The 20,449-nt window shown below is 46.2% G+C and carries 12 protein-coding genes and 1 riboswitch; of the genes, 9 read left to right on the top strand and 3 right to left on the bottom strand.

Features of this window, described 5'->3' with window-relative positions; all coding sequences use genetic code 11:
* Positions 1-113 precede the first annotated feature (113 nt).
* The 9 genes from BUB43_RS08615 (at position 114) to BUB43_RS08575 (ending at position 17,689) form a co-directional block, all read left to right on the top strand.
* Positions 114-2,798, top strand: coding sequence for a choice-of-anchor I family protein (locus tag BUB43_RS08615; protein WP_073180209.1), 2,685 nt, complete (start codon positions 114-116; stop codon positions 2,796-2,798).
* A gap of 226 nt (positions 2,799-3,024) precedes the next feature.
* Positions 3,025-5,859: a SusC/RagA family TonB-linked outer membrane protein gene (locus BUB43_RS08610; protein WP_073180207.1), complete on the top strand. Its 2,835-nt coding sequence runs from the start codon at positions 3,025-3,027 to the stop codon at positions 5,857-5,859.
* Positions 5,860-5,874: 15 nt separating this feature from the next.
* Complete coding sequence (locus BUB43_RS08605; RefSeq protein ID WP_073180205.1) at positions 5,875-7,383, top strand: RagB/SusD family nutrient uptake outer membrane protein; 1,509 nt, start codon at positions 5,875-5,877, stop codon at positions 7,381-7,383.
* Between the two features lie 41 nt (positions 7,384-7,424).
* A complete protein-coding gene (locus BUB43_RS08600) occupies positions 7,425-9,218 on the top strand; it encodes an alkaline phosphatase (RefSeq protein ID WP_260200709.1) in 1,794 nt (597 codons plus the stop codon).
* On the top strand, positions 9,215-10,639 hold the full coding sequence (locus BUB43_RS08595; protein ID WP_073180201.1) for a metallophosphoesterase: 1,425 nt from the start codon (positions 9,215-9,217) through the stop codon (positions 10,637-10,639). Before BUB43_RS08600 ends, BUB43_RS08595 begins: the two co-directional genes overlap by 4 nt.
* Positions 10,640-10,920: 281 nt before the next feature.
* Entirely contained in the window at positions 10,921-13,893 is a 2,973-nt protein-coding gene (locus tag BUB43_RS08590; RefSeq protein WP_073180199.1) for a SusC/RagA family TonB-linked outer membrane protein, read from the top strand.
* A 6-nt stretch (positions 13,894-13,899) separates the two neighbouring features.
* Positions 13,900-15,351, top strand: coding sequence for a SusD/RagB family nutrient-binding outer membrane lipoprotein (locus tag BUB43_RS08585; RefSeq protein ID WP_073180197.1), 1,452 nt, complete (start codon positions 13,900-13,902; stop codon positions 15,349-15,351).
* 32 nt (positions 15,352-15,383) lie between these two features.
* The gene (locus BUB43_RS08580; protein ID WP_260200708.1) at positions 15,384-16,103 is read left to right on the top strand and encodes a glycerophosphodiester phosphodiesterase; all 720 of its coding nucleotides are present in this window, start codon (positions 15,384-15,386) and stop codon (positions 16,101-16,103) included.
* Positions 16,104-16,105: 2 nt separating this feature from the next.
* Complete coding sequence (locus BUB43_RS08575; RefSeq protein WP_073180193.1) at positions 16,106-17,689, top strand: calcineurin-like phosphoesterase C-terminal domain-containing protein; 1,584 nt, start codon at positions 16,106-16,108, stop codon at positions 17,687-17,689.
* 118 nt (positions 17,690-17,807) lie between these two features.
* Here the strand turns inward: BUB43_RS08575 and BUB43_RS08570 are convergent, their stop codons facing one another.
* The 3 genes from BUB43_RS08570 to BUB43_RS08560 all read right to left on the bottom strand — a co-directional run bounded on the left by BUB43_RS08570 (position 17,808) and on the right by BUB43_RS08560 (position 20,139).
* On the bottom strand, positions 17,808-18,905 hold the full coding sequence (locus BUB43_RS08570) for a hypothetical protein (protein WP_073180191.1): 1,098 nt from the start codon (positions 18,903-18,905) through the stop codon (positions 17,808-17,810).
* A 167-nt stretch (positions 18,906-19,072) separates the two neighbouring features.
* A complete protein-coding gene (locus BUB43_RS08565) occupies positions 19,073-19,318 on the bottom strand; it encodes a hypothetical protein (protein WP_073180189.1) in 246 nt (81 codons plus the stop codon).
* Positions 19,319-19,359: 41 nt separating this feature from the next.
* Positions 19,360-20,139 carry an ADP-ribosylglycohydrolase family protein gene (locus BUB43_RS08560; protein WP_221404002.1) on the bottom strand — a complete coding sequence of 260 codons (780 nt, stop codon included), beginning with the start codon at positions 20,137-20,139 and terminating at the stop codon, positions 19,360-19,362.
* A gap of 144 nt (positions 20,140-20,283) precedes the next feature.
* A riboswitch (SAM-I-IV-variant riboswitch) is annotated at positions 20,284-20,382 on the top strand.
* Positions 20,383-20,449: the final 67 nt, after the last annotated feature.

Below are 20,449 nucleotides of genomic sequence, written 5' to 3'. Positions count from 1 at the left end.
GCCCATTGGCTAAAAGAAAGCTGCCATAAGCTTTTGATTTAACAATTCCTTAACAAATTTCTTATCGAAATTCGGCAGTTTTTGATGATTTTTGCGTTTCACAAAAAATTGCAATGAAACAAAATCTGCTCTTTAAAGGCCTGGTGATGACGGCCTTTGCCGCATCGTCTTTCGGCACGGCACAAACCCTGGTGCACTACTGGAATTTTAACGACAATTCCACAGAAGCTAAATTGCTTGCGCCCAATGTAAGCCTGGTAAACGGCGCTTCCATCGTGGCTACAAATACCGCAGTGAGTAAAATCGATCCTGCCGGCGGAACGAAGCAGAACTTCGATGTTGAAAATCTGAATGCGAGAAACGGCGATCCTGCGGGTGCGCACCTTCGCTATAACAACCCGATTGATGGCATTCTCACTTTTTCTTTGCCTACGACAGGCTACGATAACATCGTGGTGAAATTTGCCACAAGGCGTTCTGGCCAGGGTGCCGGCACGCAAACCTGGTATTACACCACGGATGGTAGCAGCTGGACGAACTTCCAGACGGTAAATCCTAAGGACGGCAACCCTGAACTGATAACGCTGGATTTTACCCAAATAGCTGCGGCGAACAACAACCCGAACTTTAAGCTAAAGGTAGAATTTTCCGAGGCTGGCGGCGGAACAAAAGGGAACAACCGCTTTGATAATTTCACGCTGGATAGCGGCATCGCGCAGCAAAATACGCCTGCGACAGTTTCTTTTGATAAAAACTTCATTAGCGTGAAGGAAAATGCCGGCACGCTGAATTTCATCGTTAAAGTTGAAAATCCTGTAGCTGGAAGCGTGGACCTGGTGCTGAAACCTGCGGAATTCAACACGGCGGAAAACGGCAGCGATTTTTCATTCAGCAATCAGACCATTACCATCGTACCGGGGCAAACGGAGTATGCGGTGAGCATCCCTATAATCGATGACAGCGATGCGAATGAGCAGCATGCCGAATATTTTAACCTGGAACTGCAAAACCCTGTGAATGCGGAAACTAAGGGCAATACGCTGGCCACGGTTTACATAGTGGATAATGACAAGGCTGCGCCGCAAAGCACCACGGAACTTACGATGAACTACAAGGGAAGCTTCGATCCTTCAGGCGCGAACAAAAGCTCTGTGGAGATCCTGGCGTTTCACCCGGGAACCAAGCGGCTTTTCGCCATCAGTGCTATAACTGGCGTGGTAGACATCATCGATTTCAGCAACCCTGAAATGCCGTCGGTTTTCAAAACCATCGATATGAAGCCTTATGGTGGCGTAACGAGCGTGGCCGTGAAGAATGATCTGGTGGCCATAGTTTCGCCAAATGCGGACGAACAGCAAAATGGTTCCGTGGTTTTCTTCAATCCAAACGGTGATTTCCTGAAGCAGGTTACCGTGGGTGCGCTGCCTGATATGGTGACTTTCTCGCCAGACGGAAAATTAGTTCTGACGGCTAATGAAGGCGAGCCAAACGCTGCGTACGACAATGACCCTGAGGGCACGGTGAGCATCATCGATATTTCCGGCGGAATTTCGAATCTTTCGCAAAGCCAGGTGACCACTGTGGATTTCAAGAAATTCACCCAGGATGAACTGATTGCCAAAGGCCTGAGGCACCTGAAGAAAGACAACACGATTTACCAAGACATTGAGCCGGAATACATTACGATAACGGCGGACAGCAGGAAGGCCTTTGTAACGCTTCAGGAAAATAACGGCATCGCGGAAATCGATTTGGCGACTAAGACGCTGACTGATGTTTGGGGCCTTGGCAAAAAGGATACGAGCCAGCCGGGCAACGGTTTTGATGCGAGCGATAGCAACGGTGAAATCCTAATTGCCAACTGGCCCGTGAAGTCCTTCTACATCCCTGATGCAGCGCAGACTTACCAGGTGAACGGCGTGAACTACATCATCACCGCCAACGAAGGCGACGAGAAAGAATTCAGCGCTCTGAACGAAAGAACCACGGTGGGCAACGCCAATTATAAACTGAACCCTGCGAATTTCCCACAGGCTGAAATGCTGAAACAGAGCTACAACCTGGGCAGATTCCGTGTAACGAACCTGAATGGCGATAACGATGGGGACGGCGTTTTTGAAGAAATCAACAATGTGGGCGCAAGGTCGTTCTCGATTTTCAACGCCGATACAAAGCAGCTGGTTTTCGACAGCGGCGATCAGATTGAGCGCATTACGCTGGCGAAGTATCCGAAGTTCTTCAATTCCGACCACGAAAAAGTGAAGATAAAAGGCAGGAGCCATTCCAAAGGCCCTGAGCCTGAAGGCGTAGCGTTGGCGGAAATCGGCGGGAAAACTTTCGCGTTCATCACGCTGGAAAGAGTGGGCGGCGTTCTGGCGTACGATGTTACCAATCCGCAGAGCCCTGTTTTCGTAGATTATCAGAATGCGCGTGAAAAAGGAGACCTTGGTCCGGAAGGCGTGCTGTACATTTCGCAGGAAGATTCTGGCAACGGCAAGGGCTATGTATTGGTGGCCAACGAAATCAGCGGCACCATTTCGATTTATGAATTGGGCGGCTCAATTTTGAAGACGAATGAGCGCAGCGTGAGAAACGGCCTATCCGCTTATCCGAACCCTGTGAATCAGGGTGCTGATCTGCATTTCAGCAAAGCGGTGGATTTTGAGATTTACGATATGACTGGCAAGCTGGTGAGGAAGGGCGCTAAAGCTTCTGCGGTGAGCACTGCCGGTCTTCAGAAAGGCATCTACATCATCAAAACCAGCGAAGGCCAGAGCCTGAAAGTTGTGGTGAAGTAATCGAGTTTTTTGCATTAAGAAAAGCCATCCTCATAGGGTGGCTTTTTTTTGTGGATTGCAATCTCTTAAACTGGAATCATAATGTTTATGATAAATGTCATTTCTTTCAAAATTTAACAAATATGTAAAAAAACAGCCGATTAATTTAATAATTTATTAATATGATATTCGCTCAAAAAAGGTTTTGCCGATATAATTTTGCCATGAAAATTTTGAGCAAATCTTTATGAACAAACTATTCATCCCGGTTTCGCTGCTGTGCATCGGAACCATGGCGGCTCAGACGGCAGACAGCCTCAGAGAGAAAACAATCGAAGAGGTGGTGGTAGTCGGATACGGCAGCCAGAGGAAATCCAAAGTTTCGAACGCGGTATCTCAGGTAGAGCTGGATAAAATCGGCTCCAGATCGCTCTCAGGAGTAGGTTCCGCACTTCAGGGGAAGGCTCCTGGCGTCACTGTGATCAATGAGGGCGGTGATCCGACTTCCTCACCGCGCGTAAATATCCGCGGCCTTGGGGGCATCAATGGTGAGGCTCCCCTGTATGTGGTAGATGGCGTAGTTTTCGAAGGTACGCCGAACATTAACCCGAATGATGTTGAATCCATCTCTGTGCTGAAGGACGCCTCTGCCGCCATCTATGGAGCGCGGGCTTCCGGTGGTGTGGTTCTTATTAGCACGAAACAAGGCAAAAGAGGCGCTCTAAATGTAGAGCTGGATGCTAAATATGGGATTTCCAAGGCCTGGAAACTTAGGCATTCCCTAAATGCTTCTGAATTCCAGAGCGTGATGACGCAGGCCTACCAGAATGAAGGGAAGGCGGTTCCAGATGCTTTTGATCCTGCTAAATATCCTGATGGCGCTATTACGAGAACTGACTGGGTGGAGGAAATATTTCGCACGGGTGTTACTCAGGAGTACAATATCAACCTGACGGGCGGTGGGGACAGCTCTCGTTTCTTCGTTGGTATGAACCACCGCTCTATGGAGGGAATTTTAGACAACACCCAGGCTAAAAGGTATAGCTTCCGGGTAAATTCCGACCACACGGTAAATGATTGGCTGAAAATCGGCGAAAATATGTATTATCATTTTTCTGACGGCAATTCGGCCAACACGGCCAGCGGCTATACGGGCGCTATTCTCGCAGCAATGTATTACCCGTCGAATGTTCCTGTCTATGATCAGAACGGAAATTTCTCCGGCCTGCCGATCAGCGTGGCAGGGAGCTACGGCGATATGATCAACCCCGTGGCCTACCTGAAAAGACTTACCTATAAAAACCCAACCCACGAGATTCTTATCAATCCTTATGTTGAGATCTCCCTGCTGGACGGGCTGAAATTCCGTTCAAACTTTTCACAAACCTTCCGCCTGGCAGACAGCAAGGAATTCACGCACCGTGTGTTAGAGGTTGGAAAGATATTCGACTTCAACAGGCTTGAGCAGAATTCCAGCAACATGTCCAGCAGCCTTGCCGAACAGATTCTAAGCTATAAAAAAACATTCAGCGGTCATACTATAGATGCTACGGTAGGCTATACATTCCAGAAAAACATATCAGATGGCTTCTCAGCAAGGGGGGAGGATTTTAGAAATGAGCACCCAAACTACCAATATCTGGTAAATGCCAATGATAATAAAAATGTATCCAGCTATAAATATTCTGATGCGCTCACATCGCTGCTTGGCCGCGTGAATTACGATTATAGAAGCAGATACATTATAAGCTTGCTGGGCCGCCGCGACGGATCCTCTATGGTATCTAAAGATAACCGTTATGAAAACTACTACGCTGTTTCCGGGGCATGGGGCCTTGGCAGAGAGAGCTTCTTTGAGAATGTAAGCTGGATGAGGGATTTCAAATTGCGTGCGAGCTATGGTGTGCTGGGGAATCTCGGCGGCATATCGTATGACGCTGTAAATCCAGTAATGAGGAGGGAAAATTACATCATATTTGGCCAGGACCCTCAGCCGAATGTAGCATACTTCCCAAGTGTATACCCGAACCCTAATTTGAAATGGGGTAAATCTGAGCAGACTGACTTCGGTATCGATATGGGCTTCCTGAACAGCCGCCTGACGCTCACCGCAGATTATTTCATCAAAAAATCCAAAGACCAGATTTTTGAAGTGCCTTTGCCAATCACGGCGGGTTACAAGACCACCTTCATAAACGCGGGGCTTTTTGAGGATAAAGGATACGAGATCGGCCTCAACTTTCAGGGACCGCGCGCAAGAGAGATTTTTTACAGCTTTAATGCCAACCTGAGCCACCTTCAGAACAAGGTGAAGGAAATGCCGGTACAGCAGATTGCGATGAACAACAGTGTCCGCGGCGTGCTATATCCTACCAGAGTAGTCGTGGGCGATGCTTTGTACTCATTCTACGGTTATAAAACTGCGGGTCTCTTCCAGTCTCAGGAGGAAATCAATAATTACAAGGATGCCAATGGAGTGCTGATCCAGCCGAATGCGAAGCCCGGCGACATTAAATTCCTTAAAAAAGAAGGCAATACCGGCAGGCTGAACAACGATGATATGGTTTACCTCGGGAATCCTTATCCTAAACTCAACTACGGCTTCAGCGCTAATTTCAGCTATAAAGGCTTCGACATCAACGCATTCTTCCAGGGGGTGTACGGTAGCAAGATTTTCAACGGGCTGAAATTCATCACCCTGAACCCGGGCGGTACAGGACAGAATTACAATATGGATACAGATATCCTCAACGCCTGGACGCCGAACAATACCGGTGCCTCTATCCCTCGCTTGGCGATTGGGGACCCTTCCGGGAACTACTCACGCGTGTCGGATTTCTACATTGAGAAAGGAGATTATCTCCGCCTGAAAAACCTTACCGTGGGCTACACGCTCCCGCTGAAATACACCGAGATGATCGACATCAAATCAGTCAGAATTTACATCACGGCAGATAACCTTGTGACCTTTACAAACTACAAAGGCTTCGATCCTGAAGTGGGGATGAATAACTATGGTATTGATATTGGCCGCTATCCACAGGCGCGCACCGTTCTCTTCGGGTTAAATGTTGGACTTTAAAAAATAAAACTAAATATGAAAAACTGGAATAAAATAATTGCCGCATCTTTCTTAGCAATTTCTCTTACATCCTGCGACAGGGAGCTGGACATCGCCCCCCAAGGGCCGCCCACAGAGGCTACCTTCTGGAATACCGAATACGATCTGATTACCGGTGCCAATGCAATGTACCGCCTGATCTACGATTCTGAATTCTACGGCAGAGGCTTGTTTTGGTACATCAACGCATCTGATGATATGATTACAGGCCGCTCCAAGGGCGAGGCAGATAATGCTAAAAACTTCAGCAGCGCCTACATCGGCGCCGGTGATCTGGACAAGCAATGGGATATGCGCTATACGATAATATTCCGCGCAAACCAGATTATTAAAAATATCGACCGGATTCAGGCAAGTCAGCAGGTTAAAAACAAATATCTCGGAGAGGCGCTTTTTATGAGCTCCAGGATGTATTTTGAACTTGCTTCAAACTACGGCAACAGCAAAGCCGGCGTGCCGATAGTAGATCCCACAGCTGAGGCATCGCTGGAAGCCATCCCGCGTGCCGCAAATGTGATGGAAAACTACAACATGATCGTCCGAGACCTGAAACGAGCAGTAGACCTGCTCCCGGCGCAGGAAGCCCTGCCGGCTACCGATTATGGCCGCCCTCATAAAGTGGCCGCGATGGCGCTTCTCGCTAAAACTTACCTTTTCATGGAAGATTGGAAAAATGCTGAATATTGGGCCGGAAAGGTAATGACTGATGGCAAGCGTGCCCTTCTCCCAAAATATGCCGATGTATTTAAAGCAGAAAACAACTATGGCTCCGAGTACATCCACTCCGTACCTTCCACTCCCGGGTTCGGGGCGTGGGGCAGCATCTTGCCCGGGGTAATGCTGGAGAACAAAGGCTGGGGCGAATATAATGGCTGGGGCTATTTTCAGCCCACCAAGGAACTTTACGATGAATTTGAGCCGGGAGATGAGAGAAGAGAAGTCACCATTCTGAAGCCTGGAGACAAATTTATGTTCAACGGCAAAGAACGCTCATACTCTTCCACGAACTCACTGAGTGGCTACCAGTTTAATAAGTACATGGATGCCTTCAAATATGATCTGAAAGCCGGCCATGTAAGCCCCGATGGAGACTATCCCAATACAGACCTCGCCGTACCCATCATGAGATATGCAGAAGTAATCCTCATCAAGGCTGAGGCACTACTTAAACAAGGAAAAAATGCGGATGCAGAAATTAATATGATCCGTCGCAGAGCAGGGCTATCTCCTAAAACCAATGCCACAATGGCAGACCTGAAACACGAGCGCAGATGCGAACTTGCCGGGGAATGGGCAGACCGTCACCGCGACCTTGTACGCTGGGGCGATGCTCAGGCGGCCTACGCCAAACCACTCCACGGGGTGGATGGCAAAGTAGTATGGCCGGCAAGAACATTCAACCCGAGTGTGCATAATGTGTGGGCGGTGCCGCAGCGCGTGATCACAAACAGTAAAGGTATCATCAAACAAAACGAGGGCTGGTAAAGGGCTGTAGTGTCATGAAAAAACTATTTTTCTTTATATTTTTGGTTTCAGGATTTTGCGCAGAACTTTCTGCGCAAAATTTTTCCGATTATTCCGTGCGGAATGCGCATTCCCACAACGATTATCATCAGCCCATACCTTTTTGGACGGCCTATTATGCGGGTTTTGGCTCCATTGAGGCAGATGTGTTTTACCAAAACAATCAGCTTTTGATTGGCCACGACCCGCACGAGCTCACTTCAGATCGTACCCTGGAGAAGCTTTACCTGGAGCCCATCGCCGTCTTACTCCGCGAAAACAATGGCAGCATCCGCGCAGATAAAATGGAGAAGCTGATACTTTTCATAGAAATGAAGAGCGATTACAGATCAGAATTGCCCGCGCTGGTGCGCCTGCTGGATTCTAAGTATCAGATTATTACGCAGAATAAAACTGTGAAACTCATCATTACGGGCAATGTGCCGCAGCCTTCAGAGTTCAAAAATTACCCTGAATATCTTTTTTTTGACGGAGATTTAACGAAAGAATACTCGCCCGATCAGCTGGGAAGGGTGGGCATGTTCAGTGCGCCGCTCAGGGATTATACCAAATGGAATGGTAAGGGCATTATGCGGGATGAGGAATCGGCGAAAGTGCGGGAAGCTGTTCGGCAGGCGCATCTGCAGGGCAAGGCCATCCGCTTCTGGGGTGCGCCGGATTTTGCGAATGCCTGGGTAAACCTTATGGATGCAGGCGCGGATTTCATCAATACCGACAAAATCCCCGAGCTGGCAGCCTTCCTCAACCAAATTCCAAAGAATGAGTACCGCAGCCACACTTCCTTTGAGGCTTACCACCCGAAGTTTCCCAAATTTAAAACACGGGCTAAGAATGTCGTTTTAATGATTGCCGACGGCGTGGCGCTACCTCAGCTTTACGCGGCATACACAGCCAACCGCGGCAGCCTGAATATTTTTAGAATGCCTTACACCGGGATCTCCAAAACCAACTCTGCCAATGCTTTTGTCACGGATTCCGCGCCAGGTTCCACGGCGTTTTCCTCCGGGGTAAAGACCAATAATAATTTCGTAGGGGTAGATCCTCTGGGCAAGCCGCTGCGCCTTCTGCCGGAAATTTTGAAAGAAAAAGGTATCGTGAGCGGGCTCATCTCCACGGGCGATGTTACAGATGCCACGCCTGCAGACTTCTACGCGCATACGGACAACCGGGACGACAGCCGCACGATCCTTCAGCAGTTCGCGGATTCTGGAGTGAAAATCCTCGCCGGCGCACCGGCAGTGGAACTTTCCGAGGCGGAGAAGGAAAAATTTAAATCACAAAAAATTAACATCTTCAGTAATTCCGAAATTGCGGATTTTCAAGGGGAAAGAGCATTGATAATGGATCCCTTGGCTTCAAAAAATTTCGCCGAGCGTGGCAACTGGCTTATTAATACTCTTGAAAAAACTCTAAAAGTTTTAAGCCGGAATAAAAAGGGTTTTTTTATAATGGCAGAAGCTTCCCGCACGGATATCAATCTGCATTCCAATGAATTCGGCAAAATGGTGGACGAGCTGCTCGATTTTGACGAGGCAGTGGGCAGGGCGATGCGATTCGCAGACGAGAACAGGGAAACCCTCGTAATCGTAATAGGCGACCACGAAACCGGCGGCGTCACGCTGCTGGATGGAGATCTGAAAACTGGGCGCATATTTGCTCAGCAGAGCACCAACGACCACACCGCGCTGCCGGTATCCGTTTTCGCCTATGGCTCCGGGGCAGAGCGGTTTGTCGGTTTTTATGAAAATACCGCAGTTTTTTATAAAATCTTGAACGCGCTAAATATTAAACCATGAAAAAATTCTTTTTTGCATTGTTGCTTTCTGCCGTAGCAATGGCGTACGCGCAGAAAAATCAGCTAAAATTTAATTCTGATGGTGAGCTTAAAATCCTCCAGTTTACGGATATACACTGGAGCAATGAGCCGAAATATACCAATAAAACTACGGAAACCCTCCGCAGGATAATAGCGGCTGAAAAGCCTGATTTCATCGTGCTGGATGGCGATAATGTCAACTGTATCCCGATGAGGGACGGCTGGAGAAACCTGGGCAAAATCATAGAGGAGGCAGGCGTGCCGTGGACTTTGGTCTTCGGAAACCACGATGGCGAGCAGGACTGGACTAATGCACAATCTTTTGATTTTCTGAAAACTTTCCCGCATTTTGTTGGTGAAAAGGGCTCTGTGGCAGGCGTTGCAAATTTCTCGCTCCCGGTGCATTCTTCAAAAACCAACAAACCGGCCGCTACGCTTTATTTCTTAGACAGCGGGGATTACACCCGCAACCCTAAGCTTGGCAACTATGCGTGGATTAAGCGCGACCAAATCTCCTGGTACGCCGAAGAAAGCGAACGGATTGAAAAATCTGCAGGGAAAACTTTGCCCGCGCTGATGTTCTTCCATATCCCGTTGCCGGAGTTCGCGGTGGTGGCGAAGGACCCGGCAAAAGTGGGAGAAGCAAATGAAGATGTATCTTCGGCGGCGGTAAACAGTGGCTTGATGGCCGCTATCCTGGAGCGCAAGGATGTAATTGGCGTTTTCTGCGGGCACGACCACGATAACAATTATATCGGAAGCTACCGCGGGGTTGCGCTTGGCTACGGTGCGAAGACCGGCAACGATGGCTACGGCAGGCTGGAGCAGGGCGGCAGAGTGATAACTTTAAAAGAAGATCAGTTTGCTTTTTCATCCTATCTGTCGCTGCCTTCCGGCAGGAAATTTCCTTACAGTTTCCCGTCCGGGCTTTCGGAAATTAGCGAAAAAACCAAAGTTCTGAAAGCGCAGAATGTGAAACCAAGTAAAGAAGGCCTGCATTACAGTTATTACGAAGGAAAAGTAAAATCGGTAAAGGAAATTGGGAACCTGAAAGAACTGAAAAGCGGTACTGCAACTAAAATAGACCTTGAGAATGCCGCCGCAGATGACCACTTTGCTCTGTCCTTTAGCGGGTATATCCGCATTCCCGAGACTGCTTTTTATAAATTTTACAGCTACTCTGACGACGGCTCCGTTATTAAAATAGATGGCCAAACCATTGTAGATAACGATGGCGGACACAGCGCGCAGCGCAAAGAGGGCATAGTGGCGCTGGAGGAAGGTTACCACAAAATAGAGGTGCTATACTTCGAGGACTATATGGGGCAGGTGCTGGATGTGGGCATCTCCAGCATCGGGATCCCTGAGCAGAATATCCCGGCTGAGATGCTTTCGCATTGAAATTTTTTATGACTATATCGCCGCCTGCCGCTATGGCTGGCGGTTTTTTTATTAGGATAAAAAGATGGTTGGATAAGGCTAACAGCCTTGTATACGGATAAATTTGCGATGGGCAATATTAAATTTTTGCTTTGAGGCCTATCCTGCTGAGCCTTAGAAGTTTAAACTATTAAAAGTTGCTCTTTTTTGATTTTTCCCAAAAAAATGTTAACCTAAAATTAAACATCCATTAACATTCGCCCCAGAAATGCGCTCTAACTTTGCTTTCAAAATTTAAACAAGTGAAAAAAAGCGTTCAGAAGATTATTGTGCTTGCAGCGGCTGGATTGTTGTCCTGTGAGCTCGCAGCACAGACTGCACAAAATCCTCCCGTGCAGGATACCCTTCGGGAAAGGCAGATCAAGGAGGTAGTGGTGACGGCCCTCGGAATAAAACGGGAGCAGAAAGCCTTGGGCTACTCGGCGGAGAAGCTTAACGAGGAGGTTTTTGAAACCGCCCAGTTTAACAATTTCGCTACCGCAATGGAAGGTAAGGTAGCTGGGCTGAAGGTATTAACGCCGAATGCAGGCCCGCTGGAAACCGCAAGAATAAAGCTCCGCGGGGAAACTTCAATGGTAAATGCGGATAATGCTGCTTTGATTGTAATAGATGGGATTCCCATTGACCAGCAGATTGTGGGGACTGGTGCCCCTGCTTACGGCTCAACCACAGAAGTGCCTATTGATTATGGAAATATTCTTAACAGTATCAATGCAGAGGATATCGAATCTGTAACCGTGCTAAAAGGTGCCTCTGCCTCTGCCCTCTATGGTGAAAGAGGTGCCAATGGTGCCATAATGATTACGACCAAATCCGGCAGGGGGAAAAGTGGAAAATTGAATATTGGATACATCGCGAACACCAGCTTTGAGACAGTACTAAAGTGGCCGGACTGGCAATATGAGTACGGTCAGGGCGGTAGCTCCAGTCTTACATATTACTCTTACGGAGCATCGCCTGATGGGGTAAGTACTGGGGCTACTTCAAGTGCTTTTGGCCCTAAGTTCGAAGGGCAATATTATTTCCAGTATGACCCTAATGTAGAAGGGCAGGGCGCTGAGCGTACTTTATGGAGGCCATACAAACGGAATGTAAAAGATTTCTTCCAAACAGGTACAAATTACAGTAATACACTAACTCTAGATGCAGGATGGCAAAGAATGAATTTCCGCTCGTCACTAAATTACACTAAAAACGAGTGGATTATGCCAAATACCGGCTTTGAGCGCTTTACTACCAACAACACCTTCAATGTTAATATTACTGATAAGTTCAAGGCAGCCTTTAAAGTTATTTACTCTAATACAAATTCGGACAACCTTCCGGCTACCGGTTATAATAACCATTCAATCAATTATTTTATGATTTTCCAAAATCCAAATATAGACCTTGCCTGGTATCGCCCGATTTGGAAGAAGGATAAATATCAGCAGGAGCAGATTCACCCATTTAGTTCGTACATTGATAATCCATATTTGATTGCGTACGAAATGACGAACGCCATGAACAAAAACAATGTTCTCGGTGGTGTCACTCTAAATTATGCCATCACCCCAAACCTTGATTTAATGCTTAGGACTGGTGCGGAATTCACCAGAGACAACCGCTGGGAACGCAGGCCATGGAATTCTGCTAAATTTGGAAAAGGACAGTTTACTGAAACCAAAATTGATACGCGCGATTTAAATCACGATTTACTTGCAACTTACAAAAACGATTTTGGGAGATTTGATATGCGCGCTTCTATTGGGGGGAGCTTGAGGGATTTCCGTCGTCGCACCAAGAGAAATGTGGCTAAAGGACTTGTGGAGCCTGGTATCTACACATTAGAAAATGGTGTGTCCGTGGATAGGAGATACCTTCCTTATGACAAAAAGACAAACTCTGTTTACGGTATGGTGAATGTTGGCTTTGATGACAAAGTATACATTGACTTCACCGGAAGAAATGATTGGACAAGTACATTGCCAGAGAAAAATTGGTCATTCTTCTACCCTTCTGTAAGTGCTAGCGTTCTTTTGAACAATATTTTTGAATTAGGAACAAAGATCAATCTCTTCAAACTTCGCGGGAGTTGGGCTAAGACAGGTTTTGGTACTTCGCCTTATCAACTGACGAGATATTATGATCCGATTGAATTTTATGATGATTCATATGTACTGCAAAGCAGGATGTATAATCCGGATTTGAAGCCAAAATTTAACACCAATATCGAAGGAGGTTTTGACTTAAATATGTTCAGAAACCGATTGACATTCAACGCTACTTATTATGAAAACCGCACTAAAAACGAGGTATATGCGGTACCTGTGCTCATAGAGACCGGTTATACGAGGAGATTAATTAATAGTGGTTTGGTAAGAAATCGCGGCGTAGAATTGAGCACTGATGTAGTGGCTGTAAAAACTAAAGGCGTTCAATGGACTATAGGCGCAAACTGGTCGATGAACAGAAATAAGATACTTGAAGTCCCTGAAATATACGCGGATGATCCACAAGGCTACACCTACGCCACAGCAGGTACCGTATATTTTAACGCTGTAAAAGGCGGCTCTCTAGGGGATTTGTACGGATATAAGCTTGTGCGTGATCCACAGGGCAATGTAGTATACGGCTCCGATGGATTTACAGCACGCAATTCTTATGTAGAAAAAGTAGGCAACGCCTTCCCAAAATGGCGTGCAGGAATCCAAAACTCTTTACGCGTGGGGAATTTTGATTTTGCCGTGTCGTTCGACGGGCAATATAAAGGTATCGTATATTCTCAAACACACCATAAGATGTCCGAGCAAGGCAAATTGAAGCATACGCTTCGTTTTAGAGATAATCCGGGTGGAATGATGGTTGGAGAAGGTGTGGTCCAAAATCCGGATGGCTCTTATTCGCCAAATACAAAAGAGGTGCTGGTTAGCAGATGGTATAGTGACTATTATCGTCGTGCCAATGTTGAAACCAACTCGTTTGACGCATCATTTATCAAATTAAGAGATGCAAGAATTGGCTATAGGTTCAATAAGAATGTGACGCAAAGTATGAAACTTCAGGAGTTTTCCATCGCTTTGTACGGTAAAAACCTAGCTATGTGGACAAAAGACTTTCCAATTTTCGACCCGGAAACTGCAGCTATGGACGATGCCGATATCACGCCCGGCGTAGACATAGGCGCACTTCCATCTACCAGAACCTTCGGCATAAGCATTAATGTAAAATTCTAAAACACTATGAAAAAGAAGTTTTTAAATATAATAGCGGCTGTATCACTTCTTACAGCATCGTCTTCCTGCACAAATGATTTCGAAGAAACGAATATCGACTTTTCGAAGCAGGTTGAGGCCAATTCTGAAAACCTGCTGAATCCTGCGCTGTTTGAAATGGCGAGCGAAGCGTATATGCGTGCCAATAATTTTGGATTTGAAATAATGCAGTACAGCATTCCTTTTCCCAATGAGGGCAATACGGTGTCAAGATATTATTTCACCGAAAATACTGGCGTAGGCTACTGGAACAGCACCTACAGATGGCAGATGCAGATAAATGAAATGTTGAAACTTGCGCAGAAGGAAGGGAATAAAAATAATGAGGCAGTCGCCTTGGTTTTAAGGGCGTGGGGCTTTCAAAATCTTACTGACAGTTTCGGTGATGTCCCTTTCAGCGAAGCCTTCCGCCAGGAAGAAAATATAAGGACGCCAAAATTTGACCATCAAAAAGAAGTCTACATCCAGCTGCTGAACGACCTGGAAAAAGCGAATTCACTTTTTTTACTGTCGGAAACTCTGAAAGGCCCGGATCAGATGTATCATGCCAATGAGAATGCTGCAGGAGTTTTAAAATGGAAGAAATTCTGCAATTCACTCTCGCTCAGGATGTTGCTAAGAATTCTTAACAAAGACGGCGAGATAGATGTAAAAAACAGAATCAATAAGATTATCTCAAATCCCGCTACTTACCCCATTTTTACTAATAATGATGATAGCGCCTTCGTATTAGCTACCGGCGTTGCTCCTTTTGATGCGCCAATTGTTCGTCCACAGGATTTTACGACTGGGCGCGCCGCCGCAGAGTTTTTTGTGGATTATCTTAATAAAACGGAGGATCCACGGCGCCCAACATTTTTCAGCAAGGCAAGAGAACTTGGCTCTAACAAGGATATAGGATATAAGGGCGCGCCGGCTGGCTATAAAAGCGGAACGAAGTTCACTTACAACCCATCCAATCTCAATCAGGCTCTGGCCAAGACGCCACTAACGCTGAAAATTATGGGGTATTCTGAGCTACAGTTTATCTTAGCTGAGTTAGCTCTAAAAAATGTCATCCCTGGAGATGCAAAAACATTTTATGACAGAGGTGTTCAGGCATCCCTGGAGCAATGGAATGCCAAATCAACGCCTGAGTATCTTAATCACCCTGATGTGGCATACAATGGCACCTTGGAGCGTCTTATGATGCAGAAGTATGTGGCTCTTTTCTTTGTCGATCAGCAGGCTTGGTATGAGTATCGCAGAACCGGATATCCAAAATTGCCGAACAATGGGGGGCTGCTAAATGATGGAAAAATGCCAGTACGATTTATGTATCCTCCGGTAACAAGACTGCAAAACCCCGAACAGTACAACGCTGCCGTTCAGAGTATGGGAGGTGACACTTACAATACAAAAGTTTGGTGGGAGAAATAGTTATGAAAAAGTTTTTGCTAATATTTGCCTTAATGCTCTCGGGTGCATACTCCGCGCAGACGCAGATCGTGGCGCATAGAGGTTTTTGGAAAACGGCTCCTGAAACAGCACAGAACTCCCTCTCTTCATTTAAAAACGCGGTACAAGCCGGCGTTTACGGGGCGGAATTCGATGTGAGGATGAGTAAGGATGGCAGGTTAATCGTAAATCACGATGAGGACCACGCAGGATTGGTGATTGCTGAAACCACCTTTAAAGACCTGAGAAAAATTCCACTGAGTAATGGGGAGCGCATACCCACATTGAGAGAATACCTCAAATTAGGTAAAAGGCATCCGGCGATACAACTGATTATGGAAATAAAACCAGCAAAAACCAAGGTGTTGGAAGATGAGCTGGTGAGGAAGGCCGTAGCAGAAGTCAATCGATTAAGCCTTGATAAGCAGGTGCAAATCATTTCCTTTAGCAAAAATATTTGCCTGGAAACCAAGCGGATAGCTCCACAGATTAAGGTTCAATATTTAAATGGCGAATTATCTCCGCAGGAAGTGAAGGCATTAGGTTTGGATGGCATCGATTATCATTATAAAATTTTCATTGATAAGCATCCCGAATGGATACGGCAGGCTAACGAATTGGGTTTGATTACCAATTCTTGGACTGTAAATAGCGAAGAAATTGCCCGTACGCTAATGGAGATGGGAATAAAAGTAATTACAACTGATATACCGGAAAAACTTAAAAATTTATAGAAATGAAATTAAGATTAACTGTAGCCACTTTAATTTTTACGGCGGCATCAGCCTTTGCTAATAATGTGACAGGCTATGTGTTCGATGATGCTAACCGCAACGGGAAAATGGATCGCGGTGAAAAAGGAATTGCCAGCGTTTCGGTTTCAAATGGCATTCAGGTAGTACAAACTGATGCTGCGGGAAGATACACTCTCCCAATTAATGACGACCAGATTATCTTCGTAGTAAAGCCAGCAGGATACCAGGTTCCAATGAATCATTTGAACTTACCTCAATTTTACTATAACCATAAACCTAATGGCTCACCATCAGGCTTTAAATATGAAGGTGTTAAGCCTACAGGCAAGCTTCCAAAGAATATCAATTTCGCGCTACACCGCCAGCAGGAAAATCCGAATTTTGAGATTCTCGTTTTCGGAGACCCACAGCCTTACAACCTTCGTGAGTTAGATTATTTTAGAAGGGCTATTGTAGATGAAGTAAAAACTAATAAGAAAAATGCTGTTTTTGGAATCACACTCGGTGATTTAGTTGGTGATGATTTGACGCTTCATCCGCAGTACGCACAGGTAATGAAGGAGATTGGCTTGCCTTGGTATAATGTGATGGGCAACCACGATATGAATTACGAGGCCAAGGAAGATAGGCATTCCGATGAATCTTTTGAAAAGACTTTTGGGCCTAGCACATATTCTTTCAACTACGCTGATGTGCATTTTATCATCCTGGACGACATACTTTATCCGGATCCAAGGGATGGTAAAGGTTATTACGGAGGTTTTAGGCCAGATCAACTGGAATTCATTAAAAACGACCTGAAATTTGTAGATAAAAATAAGTTGGTGGTTTTGGCTTTCCACATCCAGATGGAACCGGAAAGACCGGGGGAAGATCATTTCAGGATGGAAGACAGAAAGGCGCTTTTCGACATACTGCAACCTTACGACAACATTCTGATGATGTCCGCCCATACACACAAGCAATCTCAGATTTTTTACACAAAAGATCACGGGTGGCAGGGCGCTAAAGATCTCCACGAAATCAATATGGGAACTACTTCCGGCGATTGGTTTTCAGGAACTGCAAATGAAAGGGGCCTGCCTAAAAGTATGATGAGAGATGGTACGGAGCAGGGCTACTCTTTTGTAAACTTTAGCGGGAACAAGTATAAAATTCAATACAAAGTAGCAGGAAAACCTGAGAATTACCAAATAAAACTCTATGTACCGAAGGTGGTGCAGAATGTGAGAAATAACGCCAGCATCGTAGCCAACTTTTTCAGCGGAAGCAAAAACGATTCGGTGGAATACCGCATAGACGGCGGCGAGTGGAAGCCGATGCAGTATGCGGAAACTTTTGATCCGGAGTATATTCAATCTGTTCTGAAATGGGACACCACTGAGACGCTATATGCCGGCAGAAGACCATCTTACCCAGAGAATTCCCGCCATATCTGGGTGGCGAGATTTCCGAAGCTGGAAAATGGCGAGCACAGGGTAGAAGTTCGGGCAAAGGATATGTACGGCGACACGCACACCGCCAATGCTCAATTTACCGTTAGCGAGCTGAAGCCAATACCGTAAATTCTTTCTTTATATATTTCAGAATCCCGCGAGGCTGATGCTTTGCGGGATTTTTAGAATTATACAATACTGATGAGGGTGAAACGAGACTGTAGTTGATTTTTCGATAATAAGGGGATTAAAAATCAAACTCCATCTCTCTATAATCCTGCGGTAGTGCGATGCGGAAGGCCTTTCCCGGTGTTCCGCTGATGGTGTAGTACTGGGCTAAATCTTTGCCCAGCCTGGATTCCAGATTTTTGTGAAGCCGGGATTTCGTAGGGCGGAAGGTGGTACCGTTCGGATTGGCGAGAAATGCGATTCTGTCAGGGTCAGGGTTGAAACGGAGCTTTTCGTAAATGCGGTTCATTTCCTGCTCGTAATCTCCGAGATTGCGCAGCACGATGCCTTCGGGATGCCGCAGGAATAGTATGAAGATCACCTTTTCCAGCGGCTTTAGTTCAATTTCATCTTCGCCGATGAAGATTTTGCAATCGTGCGTAATCGTCAGTTTTTTCGGCTGAAGATTTCCTACGAAACCTTGTGCAAACTTCATTGCCTTCCGCACGGATTCGAAGATTTCCAGCGATTGCATCAGGATTTCCGGCGTGATGCCGTGGGCCTTGGCGCGCTGCAAGCAATCTTGGCAGATGTCTGCCGTACGCAGCTTCAGTAGGATTTCGGTTTTGTTCTCGCAGAAATCGTTGATGCAGCCCACAGGCTCCATATGGAAATTCATTTCAGGCGGCACCTCTATGTCGAAGTTCATCAGGATCTGCAGCACATTGGCCACGGTTTCGTATGCCGCGGGAAACACCGGCGAAGCCTGCAGGAAAAATTCCCAGTCGCTGCACTGCACGAAGGCGTTGCGCTTTCCGCCTGTATCGAACATGCTGAAGAAGTTCATCGAATTTCGGCGGTTGGTAAGCAGGATTACGAAATCATTATCCGGAATTTTCAGGATTTCGCGGGAGCGATCGCAGAGGGAGAACAGTTCCCGCCAACTGAGCGGATAGCCAAGTTCAGGGAAATATTCCTGGCGGTAATATTCTGAATCGATATCAAAGGTTACCAAGTCTGAAAACGGCGTCTGGCAGGCTTTCCGAAAGTCATCCTCCGTCCATTTTGGCTTGGAGATTACGAATTCCATCGGGCCTTTCTCTGCGCAGAGCTGCTCGTGCACGCTCTCCAGCAATTCCTGCGGAAGCTCCGGCGTTTTTATGAGGTGGATTTTCATTCAAATTCTGAGAGATCGTATACTGCCAGGTTCTACTTCTATACCTAATTTACAGTAGCCCTGGCAGTCGATAATTTTGCTGATTCTTTCTACAGCGTATGCATCTAGATTCATAATGTTTATTTTTCTACTAATTTACAAATACATTTACAATTTTCAAGTTTTAATCAAATAAAATCCCAGGTTAAAGTTTCCCTGTTCAGCACGATGTTTTCCAGGATGTTTTCAAATGTCTGGTTCTTGGAAAAATGGATGTAGATGCTGTCCTCATCCAAATCATAAATGTCGGCATAAACACTAGCATTGTGAATTTCCTCCAGTTTTAAACGGAATTCTGCTAAAACATCAATTTCCGGCTCCAGCAGAATCTGGTAAACTTCCGGGCTAATGGCTGTGCGTGGGTGTGCTTCCATTTCGTTTCAATTTTTAGGTTAACATTAAGGTTAAATTTCAATTAAAATCTCTCCTCAAATTCCAGCACGATGTCCTTAAGTTCTGGCGGCAGTTTGCCCAGTGCATATTTCCGTATATCGCCAGGGATGCCGCCGTAAAAAGCCGCCGCAATTCCGCCGGAAATGCAGGCTATGGTATCGGAATCTCCACCGATGGAGATGGCGTTGCGCAGCGTATCCTCATAGCTGCTGCCATCCAGAAAAGCCACTAAAGACTGCGGAACGGAGCCCTGGCAGCTTACATCAAAGCCATATTTCGGGCGGATTTCATCGCAGGTGAAATTCAGATCGTAGCCGAAACGCTCGCCGATTTCTTCCTGTATCTCGTTTTTTGTGGCGCCGTTCTTTGCCAGAAACCCGGCTAAACTTACAGCCTGCGCACCTTTTATTCCTTCGGGATGATTGTGCGAAACCTCCGCCGTTTTCCTTGCAAGCTCCAGGCATTCTGCCACAGAATTTACCATAAAACCCACTGGAGAAACACGCATCGCAGAGCCATTGCCAAAGCTGTGGTAGGGTGTCTTTTCATCCGAAGAAATCCAGCGCGAAAATCTATCGCCGTAGCCAGCATCAGGATATTTTCTGCCGTAGGCTTTCAGCGTTTCGGCTATATCTTTTCCGTGCATCAGGGCATCGGCTACCGCCAGCGTCATCACGCTATCATCGGTGAATTTTGCGCGCTCATCAAACAGCGGAAATTCCTTGCTTTTATGATTGCGGCGCTCATAAACCGAGCCGATAATATCGCCTGCAATTGCACCGAGAATTGTGGAGTTTGACATTGTTTTAGATTTCCTCAGATTGACAGGGGTTTATTTTTTTTCGATTAAATTTCTATTACAAATGTATAGAGCGAAACCGAGCTGTGGAAGTTTTGCAATGTTGCAAAATTAAAATCAGGGAAGTTTCTGCCGTAAGTTTGCAAAGGAAATCATCAGGAGCGCCGCAAAATTGCGGACACCAACCGAGAGACCAAAATCCACGGTGGTTTAGTATGAGGGCTATCGCCAAAATATAAGATGCATACGCTGTTCCTGCTGATAAAAATGAGTTTCAACCAAAACCAGTTTTTATGAGCAAAAGAAAATCCAA

The organism is Cruoricaptor ignavus, assembly GCF_900141665.1.
GTDB classification, from domain to species: domain Bacteria; phylum Bacteroidota; class Bacteroidia; order Flavobacteriales; family Weeksellaceae; genus Cruoricaptor; species Cruoricaptor ignavus.
The sequence above is the reverse complement of the archived record's forward strand: the minus strand, read 5'-3'. Positions and strand labels throughout refer to the sequence as shown.